Origin of the sequence: Caulobacter vibrioides OR37, assembly GCF_000372645.1 — a bacterium.
In the GTDB taxonomy this organism is placed as follows: domain Bacteria; phylum Pseudomonadota; class Alphaproteobacteria; order Caulobacterales; family Caulobacteraceae; genus Caulobacter; species Caulobacter vibrioides_E.
The window spans coordinates 1-20,517 of sequence record NZ_APMP01000032.1 but is presented as its reverse complement, the minus strand read 5'-3'; the positions used below and the strand labels follow the sequence as shown (position 1 = coordinate 20,517).

At 67.7% G+C, this 20,517-nt stretch carries 16 protein-coding genes and 1 pseudogene; 8 read left to right on the top strand and 9 right to left on the bottom strand.

Annotated features, from left to right (window positions below):
• Positions 1–93 precede the first annotated feature (93 nt).
• From uraD to OR37_RS18040, 3 genes are read left to right on the top strand one after another with little or no spacing between them, the layout of a single operon-like run.
• Complete coding sequence (gene uraD, locus OR37_RS18050) at positions 94–618, top strand: 2-oxo-4-hydroxy-4-carboxy-5-ureidoimidazoline decarboxylase (RefSeq protein ID WP_004623180.1); 525 nt, start codon at positions 94–96, stop codon at positions 616–618.
• 1 nt (position 619) lies between these two features.
• Complete coding sequence (locus tag OR37_RS18045; protein WP_004623179.1) at positions 620–1,807, top strand: urate hydroxylase PuuD; 1,188 nt, start codon at positions 620–622, stop codon at positions 1,805–1,807.
• On the top strand, positions 1,804–2,481 hold the full coding sequence (locus OR37_RS18040) for a TetR family transcriptional regulator (RefSeq protein ID WP_004623178.1): 678 nt from the start codon (positions 1,804–1,806) through the stop codon (positions 2,479–2,481). Before OR37_RS18045 ends, OR37_RS18040 begins: the two co-directional genes overlap by 4 nt.
• Positions 2,482–2,656: 175 nt before the next feature.
• Here the strand turns inward: OR37_RS18040 and OR37_RS22380 are convergent, their stop codons facing one another.
• On the bottom strand, positions 2,657–5,917 hold the full coding sequence (locus OR37_RS22380; RefSeq protein WP_004623177.1) for a cytochrome D1 domain-containing protein: 3,261 nt from the start codon (positions 5,915–5,917) through the stop codon (positions 2,657–2,659).
• Positions 5,918–6,183: 266 nt separating this feature from the next.
• Positions 6,184–7,128: an acetamidase/formamidase family protein gene (locus OR37_RS18030; protein ID WP_165570631.1), complete on the bottom strand. Its 945-nt coding sequence runs from the start codon at positions 7,126–7,128 to the stop codon at positions 6,184–6,186.
• 220 nt (positions 7,129–7,348) lie between these two features.
• On the opposite strand from OR37_RS18030, the gene OR37_RS18025 reads away from it, so the two are divergent.
• The 4 genes from OR37_RS18025 to OR37_RS18010 are packed head-to-tail and all read left to right on the top strand — an operon-like array spanning position 7,349 to position 10,352.
• Positions 7,349–7,567, top strand: a complete 219-nt coding sequence (locus tag OR37_RS18025; protein ID WP_004623175.1) for a hypothetical protein — start codon at positions 7,349–7,351, stop codon at positions 7,565–7,567.
• Positions 7,564–8,958, top strand: coding sequence for an AtzE family amidohydrolase (locus OR37_RS18020; RefSeq protein WP_004623174.1), 1,395 nt, complete (start codon positions 7,564–7,566; stop codon positions 8,956–8,958). The genes OR37_RS18025 and OR37_RS18020 overlap by 4 nt, the downstream gene beginning before the upstream one ends.
• Positions 8,955–9,359 (top strand): oxalurate catabolism protein HpxZ, encoded by a 405-nt coding sequence (gene hpxZ / locus OR37_RS18015; protein ID WP_004623173.1) that lies wholly within the window; start codon positions 8,955–8,957, stop codon positions 9,357–9,359. Before OR37_RS18020 ends, hpxZ begins: the two co-directional genes overlap by 4 nt.
• A gap of 21 nt (positions 9,360–9,380) precedes the next feature.
• On the top strand, positions 9,381–10,352 hold the full coding sequence (locus tag OR37_RS18010; RefSeq protein ID WP_004623171.1) for a nucleoside hydrolase: 972 nt from the start codon (positions 9,381–9,383) through the stop codon (positions 10,350–10,352).
• A gap of 97 nt (positions 10,353–10,449) precedes the next feature.
• On the opposite strand, the gene guaD is transcribed toward OR37_RS18010, so the two are convergent.
• The 5 genes from guaD to uraH all read right to left on the bottom strand — a co-directional run bounded on the left by guaD (position 10,450) and on the right by uraH (position 17,021).
• A complete protein-coding gene (guaD, locus tag OR37_RS18005; protein WP_004623169.1) occupies positions 10,450–11,754 on the bottom strand; it encodes a guanine deaminase in 1,305 nt (434 codons plus the stop codon).
• Entirely contained in the window at positions 11,741–12,760 is a 1,020-nt protein-coding gene (xdhC, locus tag OR37_RS18000) for a xanthine dehydrogenase accessory protein XdhC (RefSeq protein WP_004623167.1), read from the bottom strand. Before xdhC ends, guaD begins: the two co-directional genes overlap by 14 nt.
• A 135-nt stretch (positions 12,761–12,895) precedes the next feature.
• Positions 12,896–15,238: a xanthine dehydrogenase molybdopterin binding subunit gene (xdhB, locus tag OR37_RS17995; RefSeq protein ID WP_004623161.1), complete on the bottom strand. Its 2,343-nt coding sequence runs from the start codon at positions 15,236–15,238 to the stop codon at positions 12,896–12,898.
• Positions 15,231–16,673 carry a xanthine dehydrogenase small subunit gene (xdhA, locus tag OR37_RS17990; protein ID WP_004623159.1) on the bottom strand — a complete coding sequence of 481 codons (1,443 nt, stop codon included), beginning with the start codon at positions 16,671–16,673 and terminating at the stop codon, positions 15,231–15,233. Before xdhA ends, xdhB begins: the two co-directional genes overlap by 8 nt.
• Complete coding sequence (gene uraH / locus OR37_RS17985) at positions 16,674–17,021, bottom strand: hydroxyisourate hydrolase (RefSeq protein WP_004623158.1); 348 nt, start codon at positions 17,019–17,021, stop codon at positions 16,674–16,676.
• Positions 17,022–17,367: 346 nt separating this feature from the next.
• Here uraH and OR37_RS17980 point away from each other — a divergent pair, with 346 nt between their 5' ends.
• Complete coding sequence (locus OR37_RS17980) at positions 17,368–19,650, top strand: NADP-dependent malic enzyme (protein WP_004623156.1); 2,283 nt, start codon at positions 17,368–17,370, stop codon at positions 19,648–19,650.
• A 111-nt stretch (positions 19,651–19,761) separates the two neighbouring features.
• On the opposite strand, the gene OR37_RS22230 is transcribed toward OR37_RS17980, so the two are convergent.
• Together OR37_RS22230 and OR37_RS22225 are read right to left on the bottom strand one after the other, a co-directional pair.
• On the bottom strand, positions 19,762–19,956 hold the full coding sequence (locus OR37_RS22230) for a cold-shock protein (protein WP_035017693.1): 195 nt from the start codon (positions 19,954–19,956) through the stop codon (positions 19,762–19,764).
• Between the two features lie 123 nt (positions 19,957–20,079).
• Positions 20,080–20,283 (bottom strand): annotated as a pseudogene (locus OR37_RS22225) (cold-shock protein); the annotation flags it as partial.
• Positions 20,284–20,517 lie beyond the last annotated feature (234 nt).

The following is a 20,517-nucleotide window of genomic DNA, read 5'->3' as shown; positions in this document are numbered from 1 at the left end:
TTCACGTGAGAACGAAATCTCTCCCGCACCTGCGACGGATCGATGGGTCCCGCGCATGAAGCGCGGGATGACGGGGTTCGCGGAGGGAGACGCATGAGCTCGGCCCCTCCTCTGTCCCTGAAACTGCTCAACAGCATGAACCGGACCGGCTTCGCCACCGCTCTGGGCTTCGCCTTCGAGCTTTCCCCGTGGGTCGTGGAACGCGCCTGGAGCGAGCGGCCGTTCGCCAGCGTCGAAGCCCTGCACGCGGCGATGATGGACGTTCTGGGCGCCGCGAGCGTCGAGGACAAGCTGGCCCTGATCCGCGCCCACCCCGAACTGGCCAGCAAGGCCGCGATCGCCAAGCAGCTGACCGCCGAGAGCAACGCCGAGCAGGCCAGCGCCGGCCTCGACCGCCTGACGCCCGAGGAGTTCGCGCGCTTCCACGACCTGAACGCCGCCTATTCCGAGCGGTTCGGCTTTCCGTTCATCATCTGCGTTCGCCTGAACGACAAGGCCTCGATCCTGGCCGCCATGCAGGCGCGCCTCGCCCACGATGAGACCCAGGAGATCGCCGAGGCGATCGCCCAGATCGGCCTGATCTCGAAACTCCGACTGCTCGACGCGGTGACCGACTAAGATGGACTACGACCTTCCCGGCTGGCTGAACCTGGCGCTCCGCTGGCTGCACGTGATCGCCGGCGTCGCCTGGATCGGCGCGTCCTTCTACTTCGTCTGGCTGGACAACAATCTGCGCGCGCCCATCCCCGAAAAGGACGGGGTCAAGGGCGAGCTGTGGGCCGTGCACGGCGGCGGCTTCTACCATTCTCAGAAGTACATGGTGGCGCCGGCTCACATGCCCGACCACCTCCACTGGTTCAAATGGGAGGCCTACACCACCTGGCTGTCGGGCTTCGCCCTGCTGATCGTGCTCTATTACTGGCAGGCGAACGTCTATCTGATCGACGCGGCCAAGCACGCCTTCAGCCAGCCGGCGGCGATCGGCGTCGGTCTGGCCTTCATCTTCGGCGGGCTGGCGGTCTACGAGGCGCTGTGCCGCTCGCCGCTAGTCCGGAACGGCAAGCTGTTCGGGATCGTCTGGTTCGGCGCGCTGACGGCGGCGGCCTGGGCGCTGACCAAGCTGTTCAGCGATCGCGGCGCCTTCATCCATGTGGGGGCGATCATCGGCACCTGCATGGCGGCCAACGTCTTCCTGGTCATCATCCCCAACCAGCGCAAGATCGTCGCCGACATGCTGGCCGGCCGCGAGGTCGATCCGCGCCTGGGGCTGATGGGCAAGCAGCGGTCGGTGCACAACAACTACATGACCCTGCCGATCATCTTCATCATGATCAGCAACCACTATCCGCTGGTCACCGGCCACCGCCTGGCCTGGCTGCTGCTGGCGATGATCGCGGCCGGCGGGGTGTCGATCCGCCACTTCTTCAACCTGAAGCACGTCGGCAAGATCCGGCACGATTTCCTGTTCTACGGCGCGATGCTGGTGTTCGGCGCGACCGTGGTGGCCAGCGCCAAGCCGGCCAAGAAGATCGAGGTATCCGACACAGTGCCCTTCAGCACGGTTCAGGGAATCATCCAAAAGCATTGCGTCATGTGTCACAGCCCCAGCCCGACACATCCTGGATTTTCCGCCCCTCCGCTGGGCGCCACCTTCGACACCCCCGCGCATATCCAGGCCTATGCCCCGAAAATCAACGAAAGGGCGGTCCTCTCGACCAGTATGCCCCTTGGCAACGAGACCGGCATGACCGATGAGGAGCGCGCCCAACTGGGCGCCTGGATCAAGCAGGGAGCCAAGAGCCCGTGACCGACGCCGTCCTGGACGCGCCGACCAAGGTCGAGAACGAGCCCGCGCCACGCAAGCGCAACGCCGAGCGGACCCGCAAGGCGATCCTGGCGGCGGCGCTCAAGGAGTTCTCCCAGGCCGGCTTCGCCGGGGCGCGGATCGAGAAGATCGTCAAGTCGGCCCGGTGCAACATCCGGATGCTCTACCACTACTTCGGGGACAAGAAGGGCCTGTACATGGCCGTCCTCGAAAGCGCCTACATGGACCTGCGGGCCCGCGAGGCCGAGCTGAAGATCGACTTCGACAAGCCCCTGGAAGGCTTTCTGGAGCTGCAGCGCTTCACCTTCGACTACTTCGAGAAGAACCCCAAGTTCGAGGGCCTGCTGCGCAACGAGAACCTGCAGCACGGCAAGTTCGCCGCTCAGTCGCGGGTCGTGACCGAAACCGCCTTCCCCCTGCGCCACACGATGGAGCGGCTGATCGAGAGCGGCCAGCGCCAGGGCGTGTTCGGCCCCGAACTCGACCCGGTGCAGATCTATGTGACCATCGCGGCCATGAGCCGCTTCCACCTGGCCAACGGCTATTCTCTGTCGGCCACGCTGAACACCGACATGAGCGCGCCCGAGTGGCGCAAGGCGCGGCTCGACCACGCCCTGGCGCTGCTGGAAGGCTACCTGACGCGCGGGGCGCGTTAGGGCTTCGCGGCGGTTGGTGGTTGGCGGAGAAATCGGCCTCAATCGCCGCTGCGACGTATCACCGGCGTCGAGGAGCATTCCCGCCGCAGCGGTTTCGCGCCGGATGCGATGCGAACACAAAAGGCCCCCGCCAACATGAGGTCAACGGGGGCTAACATTCGGCTGAGAAGGCGCGCTAGTGGAAGAAGTTGTCGATGCTGAGCGTTTGCGCCGACACGCCGGCCAACTTGATCACGTTCTCCAGCGCCGGCGCCGACGAGTCGACGCTCTGCCCCGCGAAGAGGTAGGTGTCGCCTCGCACCTGGATCGCCACGTAGAGCTGGTGGTAACCGGGAACGTGGAGGAAATAGTCCGCGAGGGACTGGGCGTCTTGAAAGCTCCCCGCCGAATAAGCTCCAAAACTTATTGGCAGGTCCTTACCCAGGAAACGGATGGCGTCCTTACTTTCGAAATCCGTAATGACGGTCACACCCGCACCCAGGGAATCCGTGGGCAAGGAGTCACCGACGCTGAACAGGAAGGTGTCCGCCCCTGCGCCGCCGGTCAGGGTATCAGCCCCCTTGCCGCCGATGATGACATCATCACCGCTACCGCCGGTCAGGATGTCGTTGCCAGCGCCGCCTCGATAGAGCTTTCCGATATCCTGGCCAAGCTCGATCGCGGTAACGGGCACGGACACCAATTGGGAATCGGTGAAGATCGTTAAGCGCGCGCTATCGTTGCTAACAGAAACGCGATCGCCATATGCGCTTCCTGTGAAGCTGTAACTGATGGCGCCGTTATTGTTCAGCACCGGATCGATATCGAGTCCGATCCGGAACACATGCTCGACATCCCAGGTCGAGGTCGAAAGCTCGAAAACTCGGTCGGTCACCTGATCAACGACGAAAAGATGCTGGCCGTCGCCGCTGAAGTCCATGCCATAGACGCTTGCGATCTCGGGATGCAGTTTACCCAAGTCGGCGACCACATTCAGCGACGAGTCGTAGGCAGTAAACTTGTGCAAGGTCGTCCATTGGGCGATCAGTCCGTTAGCGCTGGAAATCGCTTGGACCCCCATATTGGTGCCCGTCACACCACCGACCTGGGCGGTCTGACCGATACTGGAAGCCTGGACGGCGAGCGGGGCTTCGAAAAGATTCGTCGGCCCCACCAATACCTTCTGGTGGTCATTACTCACACTCAGCACTGCGCTCTGATAGGTCTGCGCGCTAAGAGTAAAAACGCCCGTGGCCGGGTCCAAGGTGCTCAAGGACTTGGGCGTGAGCTGGGTGATGCTTGAGGCCTGGGCCAAGACGATCTGGCCATTGGCCAGGAACGCGGCGTCGGTGAATTCCCGATCCGTACCCGTTGCGCTGGTGGCGTAGTCCTTGACCAGGCCGGTCTGCAGATCGAGTACGTGAACCGTGATGGTCGCCTGCGACGCATCGCCGGGCGACATGGAGACGGTCTCGATCTTGCCTTCGGTCGCGACCAAGTAGCGCCCGTCGGCCGAGACGTCCATGCCACCCAGGTTCGTCCCCACCTTCACGTGCGCGCGCACCTCGCCAGTCGTCGTATCAATCGCCGAGATGTAGCCGTCCTTGTCTGAAACATAGGCTGTGCGTCCGTTCGGCGAGAAAACCGCGTCGACGAAGGCATGGTCGGACGAGGCAATGACAACGGGTTTCACGACATCATCCACTGTCACCGTCGTATCCGACGACGGCAGCGTCACGGTCTTGTCATTGAACTGTAGCTTCTCGATGTTCAGCAGGGTGTCGACGCCGTCGAGACCCTTCACGGTCCACGTACCGTTGGCGTTCTTGGTCCAGGTGTAGTCCGTGGAAGCGCCCGTGAAGATCGCGGTGTCGACGCCGGCGCCGCCATCGAGGATGTCGTCGCCCGCGCCGCCTTCCAGGGTATTGTCCTTGCCGTCGCCGATCAGGATGTCGCCCAGGCTGGAGCCCTTCAGGCCCTCGAAATTGATCAGGGTGTCGATCCCGGCGCCGTGGGTGTCCTGCGGGCCGGTCTTCGACAGGTCAACCCGCACGGCCGGACCGCCTTCGTAGGAGGCGATGTCGAAGCCGGCGCCGCCGTCGAGGACGTCGTTCCCCGCGCCGCCGTTGATCACGTTATTGCCCGCGTCGCCGGTCAGGTGGTCATTGCCCGCGCCGCCGGTGACGTTCTCGATGTTCTGCACGACCATGTGGACGCCGGGCGAGACCACCTGATCGGTCGTGACCCGCAGGTCGAAGGTGATGTCCTGCCCCGACGAGAATAGCAGGGTGTCGTTCCCCGAGCCGCCATCGACGGTCGTGACGCCCTCGCTCCCGGGTCCCGTGAACACGATGACCAGGTCGTCGCCCGCGCCGCCGAGCAGGATGTCGCCCGGCTTATGGAAGCTCCCCCGCAGCACATCGTTGCCGTCGCCGCCGTCCAGGGTGTCGTTGCCGCCGACGGCGTAGAGCACGTCATTGCCCGCGTCGCCGAACAGATAGTTCTCGGCGTCGTTGCCGGTGATGACGTCGTCGTGGGTCGAGCCCATCACGGCCTCGATCGACACCAGGGTGTCGGTGGCCCCGCCGGTCGCCGTCCCCTTCGACAGGTCGACGACCATGCCCTTGTCGGCGAACGCATAGTCCACCGTGTCGAAGCCCTGGCCGCCGTCGATGAGATTGACGCCCGGACCGCCCGACAGGTGGTCGTCGCCCGCGCCGCCATAAAGCTTGTCGTTGCCCTCGCCGCCCCACAGGTAGTTGTCGTGGGCGTCGCCGGTCAGGACGTCGTCGTACTTGCTGCCGTAAAGGTTCTCGATGCTGATCAGCGTGTCCTTGCCCGCGCCGCCGGTGTCCTGCGGCCCGGTCTTGGTCAGGTCGACGGTGACGCCCGAGGTCGCGTCCTCGTAGGACGCCCAGTCGTTGCCCTTCCCGCCCTTGAGAACGTCATCGCCCGCGCCGCCGACCAGGTAGTCGTCGCCGTCGCCGCCATCCAGCGTGTCGTTGCCCGCGCCGCCCCACAGGGTGTCGTTGCCGCCGCCGCCATAGAGGGTGTCATTGCCCGCGCCGCCGACGATCATGTTGTCGTGGGCGTCGCCGGTCAGGACGTCGTTATAGGGCGAGCCGTACAGGTTCTCGATGGAGACCAGGGTATCCTTGCCGCCGCCGCCGGTGTTCTGCGGACCGGTCAGGTTCAGATTGACCGTCACGCCCGAGGTCGCGTCCTCGTAGGACGCCCAGTCGTTGCCGGGACCGCCGTCCAGCAGATCGTCGCCGGGCCCGCCCAGCAGGTAGTCGTCGCCCTCGCCGCCGTAGAGCTTGTCGTTGCCCTCGTTGCCCGCCAGCACGTCGTCGCCCTTGCCGCCGTACAGCGTATCGTTGCCGGCGAAGCCGTAGAGCGTGTCGTCGCCCGGGCCGCCCGTCAGGGTGTCCGCGCCGTTCGTGCCGTGCAGTTCCATTTCGAGTTCCCCAGCCCAAGCCTTCAACTAAAGCGTGATCTATCGCCTGCAAGGGCGGCGCCGAAAGGCATTCAGCTTTTACGGGAGAATTAACCACGAAGGACAGGTCCCGACGCGGAGGTTGTCCCGCATCGAGATCGAAATTCCTTACGCGGCAAGGGAAGTCGGCCCGGGTTGGCACAGGTCTCGACCGAGACGGCGCCGCGACGTTCAACCTTCGCGATGGCCTTCGCGAGAGGGCTTGGCGCGCGCCCAGGTGGAGAATGTCAGAACAACAGGCCCTTCTTCAGCAGGGCGTGGACGCCCTTCTCGCCATTGACGGTCTGGGTCACGCGGAAGTCCACGGCCAGCGAACAGAACTGATAGGCCTGGACGCGGGTCAGGGCCGAGCGGGCGACGATGAAGTCGATCGTCTGGCGCAAGGCCTGTTTCATGGCCAGGTCCAGATCCTCGTTGAAGCCCATCAGGATGTAGTGGGTCGGCGTCTCGGCGCGGGGCCAGGCCAGCGACGCGCCCTTGTGCAGCACGAAGGTGAAGGTCCCCGTCAGGCCCATTTCCAGAGCGTTGACGCAGACCTCGCCGTCGCCCTGTCGCCCGTGGCCGTCGCCGACCGAGAAGTTCGCGCCCGGAACCCAGACCGGCAGGAAGAGGGTCGAGCCGGCGACCAGTTCCTTGTTGTCCATGTTGCCGCCATGCTCGCGCGGCTCGCGGCTGGAGAGACGGCCATACCGGGCGGGCGGGGCGACGCCCATGGTGCCGAAGAACGGCGCCAGCGGCAGTTCCGGCCCCCAGTCGGGCTTGCACACGCTCCGCGCCCGATCGACGGCGATGTGGCTGACATAACGGTCGGGGAAATCCTCCGGGATCGTGCCGGCCAGCGGGCGCACGGCGCAGTAGCCCCAGTCGTTGTTGGGCTCGATCGCCTCGATCCGCACCTCCAGCGTGTCGCCGGGCTCGGCGCCGACGATGGCGACGGGGCCGGTCAGGATGTGCGGACCGATGCGCGGCGGGTCGCTGGCGTGGATCGCCCGGAGCGCGGGCGGAACGGCGTGGGGCGAGCCGGGCGGCGGCATCACCTCGACGCCGCCGGACACGCACTCGAAGGTGACGCTGTCGCCCGAAGCGATGGTCAGCACGGGATCGAAGGCCGCGTCGAACATGCCAAAGCGGATGGTGTCGGGCGTGGAAGCCAGTCGGTGATGCGTCATCAAGTAAGCCTTCTATTACCTCATGCTCTCGCGCGGCTTCCCCAACGAGCCAAGCTCGCGCAGGCGCGGACGCCGCGCTCGCGCCGCCACTGCCCGCCAAGCGGGCGATCCGCGCCGCGAATGACGCCCGCTTGGGCGCTGGAGCCACCGAGGCCAAGCTGGGCTGGCGCAGCCGGCGAACCTGGGTGTATGAAGTTTTTTCTTACTTAAGGAGCCTGGCCGCATGGCGCTCGACATGGAGACGGAAGCCCTCCTCAATCTCGGAGACGCCGAGGCGGGTCCCTGGACCGCGGCCCGCGCCGCCGCGCTGGAGCTTTCGATCCCCGCCGAGGCCCTGCCCGGCGTGATTGACAACATCGCCCTGCTGAAGAGCCAGACGGCCCTGTTCGTCGCCGCCTTGGGCGACCGAGCCGGCGAGCCGCCGGAGACGTTCCAGCCGTGAGCTTCCCCAGCGTCGTCGAGATCGCCGGCGAGGTCCGCGCGGGTCGCGTCACCGCCCGATCGGTCACCGAGGCCACCCTGTCGCGCATCCAGCGGCTGGACGGCGGGATCAACGCGTTCACAGCCGTCACGCACGCCCGCGCCCTGGTCGCCGCCGACGCGGTCGACGCCGACCTCGCCGCTGGCCGTCCCGTCGGACCGCTGGCCGGCGTCCCGGTGGCGGTGAAGAACCTGTTCGATATCGAAGACCTGCCCACCCTGGCGGGCTCGAAGATCCGACGCGACGCCGCGACGCCGTCGCGCGACGCGACCTTGGTGCGACGCCTGACCGCCGCGGGCGCGATCCTGGTCGGCGCGCTGAACATGGACGAATTCGCCTACGGCTTCGTCACCGAGAACGCCCATGACGGCCCTGCCCGCAACCCGCATGACCCCAGCCGGATCGCGGGAGGCTCGTCGGGCGGTTCGGCGGCGGCCGTGGCGGCGGGGCTGGTTCCGCTGACCCTGGGCTCGGACACCAACGGCTCGATCCGCATTCCGGCCAGCCTATGCGGCGTCTTCGGCCTCAAGCCCACCTATGGTCGCCTGTCGCGCCAGGGGGTCTTTCCGTTCGTCGAGAGCCTGGATCATGTCGGTCCGTTCGCGCGCTCGGTCGAGGATCTGGCGCTGGCCTACGACGTTTTGCAGGGTCCCGATCCCGAGGGCGACGCCCTATGCGTTCGGGCCGCCGAGCCCCTGAGCGGCCGCCTCGAAGACCTGGCCGAGCGCCCCTTGCGCGTCGGCGTGCTAGGCGGCTGGTTCCAGCAAGGCGCGTTTCCCGAGGTGCTGGACGCCCTGGGCCGGGTCGCCGACGCCTGCGCCGACGCCGCTCCAGTGGAGCTTGCCGGCGCCCAGGCGGCCCGCGCCGCCGCCTTCTGCCTCACCGCCTTCGAAGGCGGCGAACTGCATCGCGATGATCTGGCCTCCCGCGCGCTGGACTACGACCCCGCCGTCCGCGACCGCCTGCTGGCCGGCGCTCTGTTGCCGAAGGGCGTGCATCAGGCGGCGCGGCGGTTCCGCACGATCTTCCGCGATGAGGTCCGCGAGGCCTTCCAGCGCTTCGACATCCTGCTGGCCCCGTCGTCGGTCTGCCCCGCCCCGCCGATCGGTCAGGCGACCATGGAGATGGACGGGGTCCCCGTCTCGGTGCGCAAGAACCTCGGCGCCTTCACCCAGCCGATCAGCTTCATCGGCCTGCCGGTGGTCGCCGCGCCCGTGAGCAGGCCGGGCCAGTTGCCGGTCGGCGTGCAGATCATCGCCCCGCCCTGGCGCGAGGACCTGGCCTTCGCCGCGGCCCTGCGTCTGCAACGCGACGGCGTGGTCGCCGCCCATCCCCCGAAAGGCGCCCCGTGATCGTCAACGATCCCACCGTCCTCTCCGAAGTCACCGACGCCGTCGACGCGTATGAAGCCGCGCTGATGGCCAACGACATCGCTGCGCTGGACGACGCCTTCTGGAATTCGCCGCACACGGTGCGTCTGGGCGTGGCCGAGAACCTGTGGGGCTTCGCCGAGATCGCCGCCTTTCGCGTCGGCCGGACCGGCGGCTCGCCGCCGCGCACGCGCCTGCGCACCGAGATCACCAGCTTCGGCTCGGACTTCGCCGTCGCCAACGTCGCGTTTCGCCGCGACGACACCGGCATGATCGGCCGCCAAAGCCAGACCTGGATCCGCACCCGCGACGGCTGGAAGGTCGCCTCGGCCCACGTCTCCCTGATGCAGGCTGGCGCGGATCAGCGCCTCGCCTCGACCTGAGAAAAGCGCTACAGCCCCAGAATGACGAACCCCACCAAGATCATCTTCGACACCGATCCCGGCATCGACGACGCGATGGCGCTGCTGTTCATCGAGGCGAGCCCCGCCCTCGACCTGATCGCCGTGACGACCATCTTCGGCAATTCCGACATCGAAACCACGACCCGCAACGCGCTCTATCTGAAGCAGCGCTTCGGCATCAAGGCGCCGGTCTACAAGGGGACGGACAAGCCGCTGACCCGGCCGCGCAACCCCTCCCCGACCTTCGTGCACGGCGAGAACGGCCTGGGCGATGTCGAGCTGACCGGCCTCGTCGCCGCCGAGCCCGAGGCCAAGCCCGCCCACCAGGCGATCATCGACCTGGCCCGCCAGTATCCGGGCGAGGTGGTGCTGTGCGCCGTTGGTCCGCTGACCAATCTCGCCCTGGCGCTGCGGGCCGATCCCGAGGTCGCCACCCTGCTGAAGTCCGTGGTGATCATGGGCGGCGCGTTCGGCGTGGCCGGCAAGCCGGGCAATGTCACACCCGTGGCCGAGGCCAATATCTGGAACGACCCCGAGGCCGCCGATCAGGTCTTCACCGCGCCCTGGAACCTGACCGCCGTCAGCCTGGACGTGACGACCCAGGTGGTGATGTCGCCGGACTATATGGACGCCCTGGCGGCCAGCGGCGGCGATGTCGGCGTGTTCCTGAACGCGATCTCCAAGCCCTACGCGGCGTTCTATGGCGGCCGGGACGGCATCGTCGGCTGCTGCGTCCACGACGCGGCGGCGGTGGCCTTCGTGATCGACCCGACGCTGTTCACGGTGCGGCGCGGCTCGGTGCGCGTGGTGACCGAGGGCGTCGCCCTGGGCCAGACCTGCCAGAAGGTCGAGGGCGAACTGTTCGGCCCCAGCGCCTGGGACGACCAGCCGATCCAGGCGATCACGGTCGCCGTGGACGGGGCGCGGTTGCTGAAGCTGTACGCCGAGACGATGACGGTGGCGCAAGGGTAAGCCCCCTCCACCGCCGTTCGGCGGTCCCCCTCCCCCAGACGGGGGAGGAATTGTCCTCCGCCCCCGTCTGGGGGCGGACAGACCTCGCGTAGCGAGGTCAGGTGGGGGCTCGCACGGCCCGATACCGCTCCACGCCCGCCAGATAGGTCCCCGCCACCACCCGATCGTCGGCTAACACGGTCAGGGCGAAGAGCTTGTCCTCCAGGGTCTTGGCGCCCGCCAGCCGCCGCGCCATCAGCGGCGTCGCGGCCAGGTCCAGCACCACGAAGTCGGCTTCCTTGCCCGGCGACAGGTTGCCGATCTTGTCGTCCAGATCCAGCGCCCGCGCGCCGCCCAGCGTCGCCAGGTAAAGGGCGTGGAACGGATCCAGCGCGTCGTCCCGCAGTTGGCCGACCTTGTAGGCCTCCCCCAGGGTGTGGAGGATCGAGAAGGTCGTGCCGGCCCCGACGTCGGTGCCGACGCCGACCTTGACCCCGTGCGAGCACGCCTCCTCCAGGGGAAAGAGACCCGAGCCGAGGAACAAGTTCGAGGTCGGGCAGAAGGCCACCGCCCCGTCCTTGGCCGCTAGCCGTCGGAAGGCGTCGCCCTTCAGGTGGACGCAGTGGGCGAAGACCGAGCGTTTCCGCAGGAGCCCGAAGCCGTCATAGACGTCCAGATAGTCCCGGGCCTTGGGAAACAGCCGCGCGGTCTCCTTGATCTCGTGCAGGTTCTCGGCGAGGTGGGTCTGCATCCAGACGTCGGGATGCTGGGCCAGGACCTCGCCAGCCATGGCCAGTTGCGCGTCGCTGCAACTGATGGCGAAGCGCGGCGTCACGGCGTAGCCGAGCCGCCCCTTGCCGTGCCAGTCGGCGATCAGCGCCTCCATGTCGGCGAGGCTGGTCTCGACCGTGTCGGTCAGCCCTTCCGGCGCGTTGCGGTCCATCAGCGCCTTGCCGGCGATCAGGCGCATGTCGCGCGCATAGGCCTCGGCGAACAGGGCGTCGACCGAGACCTTGTGCACCGAACCGAACACCAGCGCCGTGGTCGTGCCGTTGCGCAGCAGCTCGTCGAGGAAGAACGCCGCCGCGTCCGCCGCGTGTTTGGGATCGGCGAAGGCCGCCTCGGCCGGGAAGGTGTGTTGCTCCAGCCAGTCCAGCAGTTGCTTGCCGTGCGCGGCGATGACGTCGATCTGCGGGAAATGGATGTGCGTGTCGATGAAGCCCGGCGTGATCAGATGGCCGGTGAGGTCCGTCAGTTCAGCGCCGCCCAGCCAAGGCGCCAGATCGGCGTAGGGGCCGCAGCCGGCCACGCGGCCGCCCTCTACCAGCAGCAGGCCATCCTCGTGGAAGGCCACCGCCTCCGCGTTCGTCGTCTTGGTCGGATCCTCCAGCAGGTGGAGAATGGACCCTCTATAAGCTTGCACGGATCAGGCCTTCGTCGTTTCGAACGCGCGCCGCCTCCTGGCGCATCAGGAGATCGGCCGCCACCGAGACCGCGATCACCTCCGGCGCCTTGCTCTTCAGTTGAGGCAGACCGATGGGACAGGTCAGGCGGGTCAGCGCGGCCTCGGAGAAACCATCATCGCGTAACCGCCGCATGAAACGAGCGCGCTTGGTCTTCGAGCCTATGACCCCGAAATACGAAAAGCCCCCGCCCGCCAAGCCGGCCGAGACCAGGGCGTAGTCGAGGGCGTGATCGTGCGTCAGCACCAGGCCGAAGGCGTCGGGATCCGCGCCCATGGCCTTGGCGGCCATCTCGGCCGGCGACAGCACGCTAACGCCGGGAAGGTCGGCGGTCTCGGGGCGGGTGTCGTACCAGAAGAGCTGGAACGGCAGCGGCTCGAAGGCTCGGGCAATCGCCTGGCCAACATGGCCGGCGCCGAACAGCAGCAACGGCGGACGCGGCGCGTCGGCGCGCTCGACCAGTTCGTCGCCTGGCGCGGGGCGAGGCCCGCGCGCGCTGGCCGGTCCTCCCGCCAGGGTGACGGGGGGCGCCTCGTCCTGGGCGCTCAGGATCGGCGCGATGCTCTTGGTCAAGGCTCCAGGCTCGAAGCGCGTGCGGACCTCGAACGGCTCGGCCGCGTCCATGCGCTGGGCGGCCTCGGTCAGCCAGCCGCGGCTGTTATCGTTCAGACGCTCGAGGAACAGACGCACCCGCCCCCCACAGCACTGCGCCAGCAGCGGCCCCAGCGGATAGTCCTGGATCGCGAACTGGGTCTGAGGGATGTCCAGCATCCGCCGCGCCTGATCGGCCACGCGGTACTCCAGATTGCCGCCGCCGATCGTGCCGTCCTGGCCCCCTCGCCAGACAACCATCTTGGTCCCCGCCTCGCGCGGCGCCGAGCCCTCGGTGGCGAGGACGGTGACCAGCGCGGCCTCATCGTGAGCGTCGAGACGCGCCAGGGCGGCGCGGGCCCAGTTCCGGCTCATGCGCCCCCTCCGTCACGGCGCGTATCCGCGCCGCGCAACCTCCCCCGTTGAACGGGGGAGGAGAAACGGACCCGTTCCTCCCCCGCGCGCGGGGGAGGTGTATCGCTGCGAATACGCAGCGAGACGGAGGGGGCGCTATGCATGCGCCCGCCTCCGAACATCCTCGCAGGCCATCAGGATCGCCTCGGGAGTCGCCGGCGCGTTCAGGTCGGGGAACACCCGATAATCCCCCAGGCTCGCCACCGCGTGGCTGATCGCGCTGTGCACCGAGATCGCCAGCATCAAGGGGGGCTCGCCGACGGCCTTGGAGCGGTGCACGGTCGCCTCGACATTGCGCCCGGACCTCCAAAGCCGCACGTCCAGATGCGCCGGCCGGTCGCCGCAGGTGGGAATCTTGTAGGTCGAGGGCGCGTGGGTCCTCAGGCGACCTTGCCCGTCATAGACCAGCTCCTCGGTCGTCAGCCAGCCCATGCCCTGAACGAAGCCGCCCTCGATCTGGCCAAGGTCGATGGCTGGATTCAGCGACTTGCCGACGTCGTGCAGGATATCGGCGCGCGTGACCTTCATCTCGCCGGTCAGGGTGTCGATCAGCACCTCGCTGCAAGCCGCCCCATAGGCGAAATAATAGAAGGGCCGACCCGTGTGGGTCGCGCGGTCGTAATGGATCTTGGGCGTGGCGTAGAAGCCGGTCGCCGACAGCGAAATCCGCGCCAGATAGGCCTGACGAATGAACCCGCCGAACTCGAAAGTCTCTGCCCCCACGCGGACGCCGGCCGGGGTGAAGGCCACCGCGTCGGGCGCGACGCCCCATTTGTCGGCGGCGAAGGCGACCAGCCGCGCCTTGATGGTCTCGGCCGCGTTCAAGGCCGCCATGCCGTTCAGGTCCGCGCCCGACGAGGCGGCGGTGGCCGAGGTGTTGGGCACCTTGTCGGTGACGGTCGAGGTGATCTTCACCCGCGCCACGTCGACCTGGAAGGCCTGGGCGACGATCTGGGCGATCTTGACGTTCAGCCCCTGCCCCATCTCGGTCCCGCCGTGGTTCAGCATGATCGAGCCGTCGGCGTAGAGGTGCAGCAGCGCCCCCGCCTGGTTCAGGTGAGTGGTCGTGAACGAGATGCCGAACTTCACAGGCGTCAGGGCGATGCCCTTCTTCAGCACGGGGCTCGCGGCGTTGAAGGCTTCGATCTCGCGGCGGCGCGCCTCGTAAGCGCAGGACGCGGCCAGCTCGTCGATCAGCTGCGGCGCGACATTGTCCTCCACCACCTGACCATAGGGCGTCAGGTCGCGTCCCTCGCCGCCATAGAGATTGCGGCGGCGCACCTCCAGCGGGTCGAGGCCGACAGCGGCGGCCACGGCGTCCATCACCCGCTCGATGGCGATCATGCCCTGCGGCCCGCCAAAACCCCGGAAGGCCGTATTCGACACCGTATGGGTTCGATAGCGATGCGATAGGATCTCGACCGCCGGCAGGAAGTAGGCGTTGTCGGCGTGGAACATCGCCCGGTCGTTGATCGCCGGCGACAGGTCGGTCGTCGCGCCGCAACGCGACGCCAGCTCCAGCGACAGGCCAGTCAGCCGGCCGTCGTCCTCGAAGCCGACATCATAGACGACCTCGAAGTCATGCCGCTTGCCGGTCATGACCATGTCCTCGTCGCGATCGGGACGGCACTTGGCGGGCCGCCCGGTCTTGACGGCGACCAGGGCGGCGGCGGCGGCGAACAGCGACGCCTGCGTCTCCTTGCCCCCAAAGCCCCCGCCCATGCGGCGCACCTCGACCGTCACGCAATGGTCGGGCTTGCCCAGCACGCGGGCGATCAGGTGCTGCACCTCGGTGGGGTGCTGGGTCGAGGACCACACATGGACGTCGCCGTCCTCGCGCGGCGTCGCCAGGGCGATCTGGCCCTCGAGATAGAAGTGGTCTTGGCCGCCGATCACGAACCGGCCCCGCGCCCGGCGCGGCGCGCTGGCCAGGGCGCCCTGGGCGTCGCCGCGCGCCATCCTCTGGCTGGCTTCGATCTTGAGGTCCATCGCGCGTGCGGCGGCGATGTCGATGGCGGCGGGCAGATCCTCATACTCGACCACGGCCTTGGCCGCGGCGGCGCGGGCGGCGGACAGCGACGTCGCGGCGACCGCGAACAGGCTTTGCCCCACGCAATAGACCTCGCCGTCGGCGAACAGGCGATCGTCGTGGATGACGGGGCTGACGTCGTTCTCGCCAGGCACGTCCTCGGCGCTCAGCACCAGAACCACCCCGGGCGCGGCGCGGACGGCGGACAGGTCCATCCGCGCGATCCTGGCGCGGGCCTTGGCGCTCCGACCAAACGCCACATGCAGCAAGCCGGCCGGCTCGGGCAGGTCGTCGATATAGATCGCCGAGCCCGACACATGACGCGCGGCGCTGTCATGCGGCAAAGCCGCGTGCACGCCGCGAACCGGCGCGGTCTCGATCATCGATGTGGTCGCCGCGGAGTCAGCCATGCGCGCTCTCCGGGACAATGCGGGTTTCGCCGCCGGGGTCCTGGCTCTCAAGCAGGACTTTGCGCAGTATGTTCCGCGCCGCCAGCGACCGGTAGGCCGCCGAGGCGCGCATGTCGCTCATCGGCGTATAGTCGGCGTCCAGCGCGCCCATTGCCGCCTCGACCGTCGCCTCGGTCCACGGCTGGCCAATCAGCGCGACCTCGCAGGCCTGGGCGCGCTTGGGCGTGCCGGCCATGCCGCCGAACGCGACCCGGGCGTCGCGGACCACGCCGTCCTCGACCAACAGCGAGAAGGCGCCGCACACCGCCGAGATATCCTGGTCGAAACGCTTGGACAGCTTGAAGACCTTGAAAATCCGTCCCGCGTCCAGACGAGGCGCGATCACCGCCTCGACGAATTCGCCGGGCCGGCGATCCTGCTTGCCGTAATCGAGGAAAAACGCTTCCAGCGCCATCTCGCGGCGCTCGCCGCCCCGACGCAGAACCAGTCGCGCCCCCGCCGCGATCAGGGCCGGCGGCATGTCGCCGATCGGCGAGCCGTTGGCGATATTGCCGCCGATGGTGCCGCTGTTGCGCACCTGGGTCGAGCCGAGCCGGCGCATCATGGCCCCGAGATCCGGGTAGAGCTTGGCCACGGCCGCGATCGCATCGACATAGCGAACGCCCGCGCCGATCCACAGCCCCCCCTCGGTCTCGCGCAGCGCCTTCAGCTCGGCGACCTCGGAGAGGCTGATCAGCGTCGGTAACGGCTTGCGCAGCTTGGTCACCCAGAGGCCGACATCGGTGGCGCCGGCCACGATCGTGGCGTCCGGATGCTCCAGATAGGCCTGGGCCAGCTCGTCCGCAGTGCGCGGCGCCAGCCAGGTCCGGGTCACGCCATGAACCTCGTCCTGGAAGCTCAGCGTCAGCATCGTCTCGTCGCGCACGGCGGAGAGATCAACCTCCGGCGCGGCCTCGGCGCTCACGCCCTTGGCGACCTCGATGATCGGACCATAGCCGGTGCAGCGGCACAGGTTCCCGGCCAGAACCTCGCCGACCGGCGCGCGCGCCCCCTTGGAGCCGATCGCTCGCGCATACAGCGACATCACGATCCCCGGCGTGCAGAAGCCGCACTGCGATCCATGCCGGTCAACCATGGCCTGCTGCACCGGATGCGGCTGGCCGTTCTTGGCCAGGCTTTCGACCGTCATCAAGGCCTTGCCATGGACCATGGGCAATAACTGGATGCAGGCATTGACGGCCCGCCAGGCGACGCCCTCTCCCTCCGGCTCGCCGACCAGCACCGTGCACGACCCGCAGTCGCCCTCGGCGCAGCCTTCCTTGGTTCCGGTGCGCCGCATCGGTCCGCGCAGGTGTTCCAGCAAGGTCGTCGTCGGGTTGGCCCCATGGACCTCCCGCGCCTCTCCATCCAGCAGGAACCGGATCGTCTCGCCCATTCAGCTGCCCCGGTAGGTGGAATAACCATACGGCGAGACCAGCAGCGGCACATGCCAATGCCGGTCGACGCTCGACGCGGCGAAGTCGATGACCACCACGTCCAGGAACGGCGGATCGGCGACTGGCAGTCCCGACGCCTTGAAGTGATCGCCGATGGCGAATTCCAGGCGGTAGGCCCCGACCTGAAAGTCTTCGGGGGCGATAAGCCGCGCACGGCCGTCCGAGTCGGTGCGGAATTCCGCCAGCCGCGTGACGACGTCCCCGTCGCGTCGGGACACGCTCACCCGGACCCCCGCCGCCGGTTTGCCGGCGGCCTGGTCAAGGATATGCGTGGTCAGTCCCGTCATGCTCAGCCCTCTGATCGTCTCGTCCCGCGATGCTCGGTCGCTCCGGGCGCCCTGTCCAGCGCCTTGCCCCGCTTGGTCGCGCTGGAAGGAGAAGCGCCAAGGAAGGCGGCGGCGGGCGCCCGAAGCGCGGGCACTATATAATAGATTTATTACTTGCGCGCCCCTTCGCGGCACATCTCGGACATCGGAGCGCCCTCAAGATATGTTACCGCTACCATAATTTGATCGACGCTTCGGGCGCTCAGGGTTGGAAAAACGGCTCATCCCCGGTAGCTAGACCCTTTGACGGTCCGCGAACGAGACGGGCGCGCGACGCGCGCGCAGAATGGTCTAAGAGGAACACCGAATGGACGAGGATTTCCGCAAGGCGGCGCTGGACTATCACCGCCTGCCGCGCCCCGGGAAACTGACGATCGAGGCCACCAAGCGGATGGCCACCCAACGCGATCTCGCCCTCGCCTATTCGCCCGGCGTCGCGGCGCCTTGCGTGGCGATCGCCGAGAACCCGGACCTCGCCCGCGACTACACCGCGCGCGGCAACCTGGTGGCCGTGATCTCGAACGGCACCGCCGTGCTGGGCCTGGGCGACATCGGCCCCCTGGCGTCCAAGCCGGTGATGGAAGGCAAGGCCGTCCTCTTCAAGAAATTCGCCGGCATCGACGTGTTCGACATCGAGGTCGACGCCAAGGACCCCGACCGCTTTATCGAGACCGTCGCGGCCCTGGAGCCGACCTTCGGCGGCGTCAATCTCGAGGACATCAAGGCCCCCGAGTGCTTCATCATCGAGCGCGCGCTGCGCGAGCGGATGAACATTCCGGTCTTCCACGACGACCAGCACGGCACCGCCATCGTCTGCGCGGCCGCCGTCCGCAACGCGCTGCTCGTGCAGGGCAAGGCGCTGAAGGACGTCAAGCTTGTCACCTCGGGCGCCGGCGCGGCGGCCCTGGCCTGCGTCGACCTCCTGGTCTCGATGGGCCTTCCGGTCGAGAACGTCACCCTGACCGACATCAAGGGCGTGGTGCACGCCGGTCGCGAACCGGACATGCCCGAAAACATGGCCCGCTACGCGCGCCAGACCGACGCCCGCACCCTGCCCGAAGTGCTTCCCGGCGCCGACATCTTCCTGGGCCTCTCGGCCCCGCGTGTCTTCAAGGCCGAGTGGCTGCCCTTGCTGGCGCCGAACCCGCTGATCCTGGCCATGGCCAATCCGGAACCCGAGATCCTGCCGGAGCTGGTCCAGGCCCAGCGCCCCGACGCCATCATGGCCACCGGACGCAGCGACTACCCCAACCAGGTCAACAACGTCCTCTGCTTCCCGTTCATCTTCCGTGGCGCGCTGGACGTCGGCGCCTCCGAGATCAACGAGGCCATGAAGGTCGCCGCGGTCGAGGCGATCGCCGAGTTGGCCCGCGCCGAGGCTTCCGAGGTGGTCGCATCGGCCTATGGCGGCGCCGCGCCGGTGTTCGGCGCGCAATACATCATCCCCAAGCCCTTCGACCCGCGCCTGATCCTGCAGATCGCGCCGGCGGTGGCCAAGGCGGCGATGGACAGCGGCGTGGCCACCCGCCCGATCGCCGACTTCGATGTCTACCGCCGCGAACTGGAGCTGTTCGTCTACCGCTCGGGCCAGCTGATGCGGCCGGTGTTCGAACGGGCCCGCAAGGCGCCGGTCAAGGTCGCCTATGCCGAGGCCGAGGACGAACGCATCCTGCGCGCCGTCCAGACCGTCGTCGACGAGGGCCTGGCCAAGCCGGTCCTGGTCGGCCGGCGCGAGGTGATCAAGGCCAAGATCGAGGAGCTGGGTCTGCGCCTGCGCGTCGGAGAGACGGTCGAGATCGTCGATCCGTATGACGACAAGGAGCTGTTCGACCCGCTGGCGCTCGACTACCAACGTCTGGTCGGCCGGCGGGGCGTGCCGCCGATCGCCGCCGCGCGGCGCGTCCAGGGACGCCGGACCGTGGCCGCCTCGATGCTGCTGTTGTCGGGCTATGTCGAGGCCGCGCTCGTCGGCGGCAGCGGCGATTGGTGGCAGCACATGACCTACGCCCTGCCGATCATCCCGCGTCGCGAGAACGTCAGCCGCGTCTACGCCCTGTCGACCCTGATCCTGGACAACGGCACGCTGTTCTTCTGCGACACCCACGTCAATGTGGATCCGACCGCCGAGCAGATCGCCGAATGCACGCAGCTGGCCGCCGAGGCTGTCAGGCGCTTTGGCTTGACGCCCAAGGCCGCCCTGCTTTCGCACTCGTCGTTCGGGGCCAGCAACTCGCCGACCGCGCGCAAGATGCGCGAGGCCCTGGCCCTCCTGCGGCGTCAGGCGCCGGATCTGGAGGTCGACGGCGAAATGCACGCCGACGCCGCCCTGACCCAGCACCTGCGCGACCGCCTGGTCGCCGACAGCCCGCTGAAGGGCTCGGCCAATCTGCTGGTCATGCCGACCCTGGACGCCGCCAATATCGGCCTGACCCTGCTCAGCGCCGCCACGGAGTCCCTGTTGGTGGGCCCGATCCTCTTGGGCATGGCCAAGCCGCTGCACGTCCTGACGCCCAATGTCACGGCGCGCGGCATCGTCAACCTGACGGCCCTGGCGGTGAACCAGGCGGCGTCCGAGCGCGCCGGGGCGTAAGCCCTCCGGAAACGCCGAAAGGCCCCGTCCGACGCGTCAGCATCGGCGGGGCCTTCCAAAAACCTCTGAAAAGGCCGTCCGTTCGGGCGGCCTTTTCCTTGGGACGCGATCTTAGAGGATGCGCAGGTTGCCGGCCGAGGTCTTGCCCGAGCGGCGGTCCTGTTCAAGCTCGTAGCCAACTTGCTGGCCTTCGTTCAGGCCACGCAGACCGGCGCGCTCCACGGCCGAGATGTGCACGAACACATCGCCGCCGCCATTGTCGGGCTGGATGAAGCCAAAGCCCTTGGTGGTGTTGAACCACTTCACGACGCCCGTGCCGCTTTCGCCGGTGCCCGACGAGAAACCGCCGCCGCCACGCGGGCTGTCGAAGCCGCGCGAAGGACGGGGAGCGCCGCGACCGCCGCCGGCCGGAGCCGGGCCGTGACCCGTCACGCGCAGCTGACCCGCCGAGGTCTTGCCCGAGCGACGATCTTCTTCCAGTTCGTACGCGACTTGATCACCCTCGTTCAGGCCCGAGAGACCCGAGCGTTCAACCGCGGCGATGTGGACGAACACGTCCTGGCCGCCGTCCTCGGGCTGAATGAAGCCAAAGCCCTTGGCCGGGTTGAACCACTTAACGACACCGTTCGCCATATTATCCTCAAACACCTCAATCGACGGGCTGATAGTCGGCCCGCGTCCTTCCAACGGAAGTCATGACGCAAAACCGGCGCAAGCGCCATGGGCTTTGAGCGGAGAAAAAGAGGCTGAGGGCGGTCTAAACTCGAAAAATTCGCGCATCGGGCAACGAGCGTTGCAAAAGCGCCACTTAAAATTGCATTTTAGACAAGAAAACCCTCCTGCCGAGCGGCGAGGAGGGCGACCGAG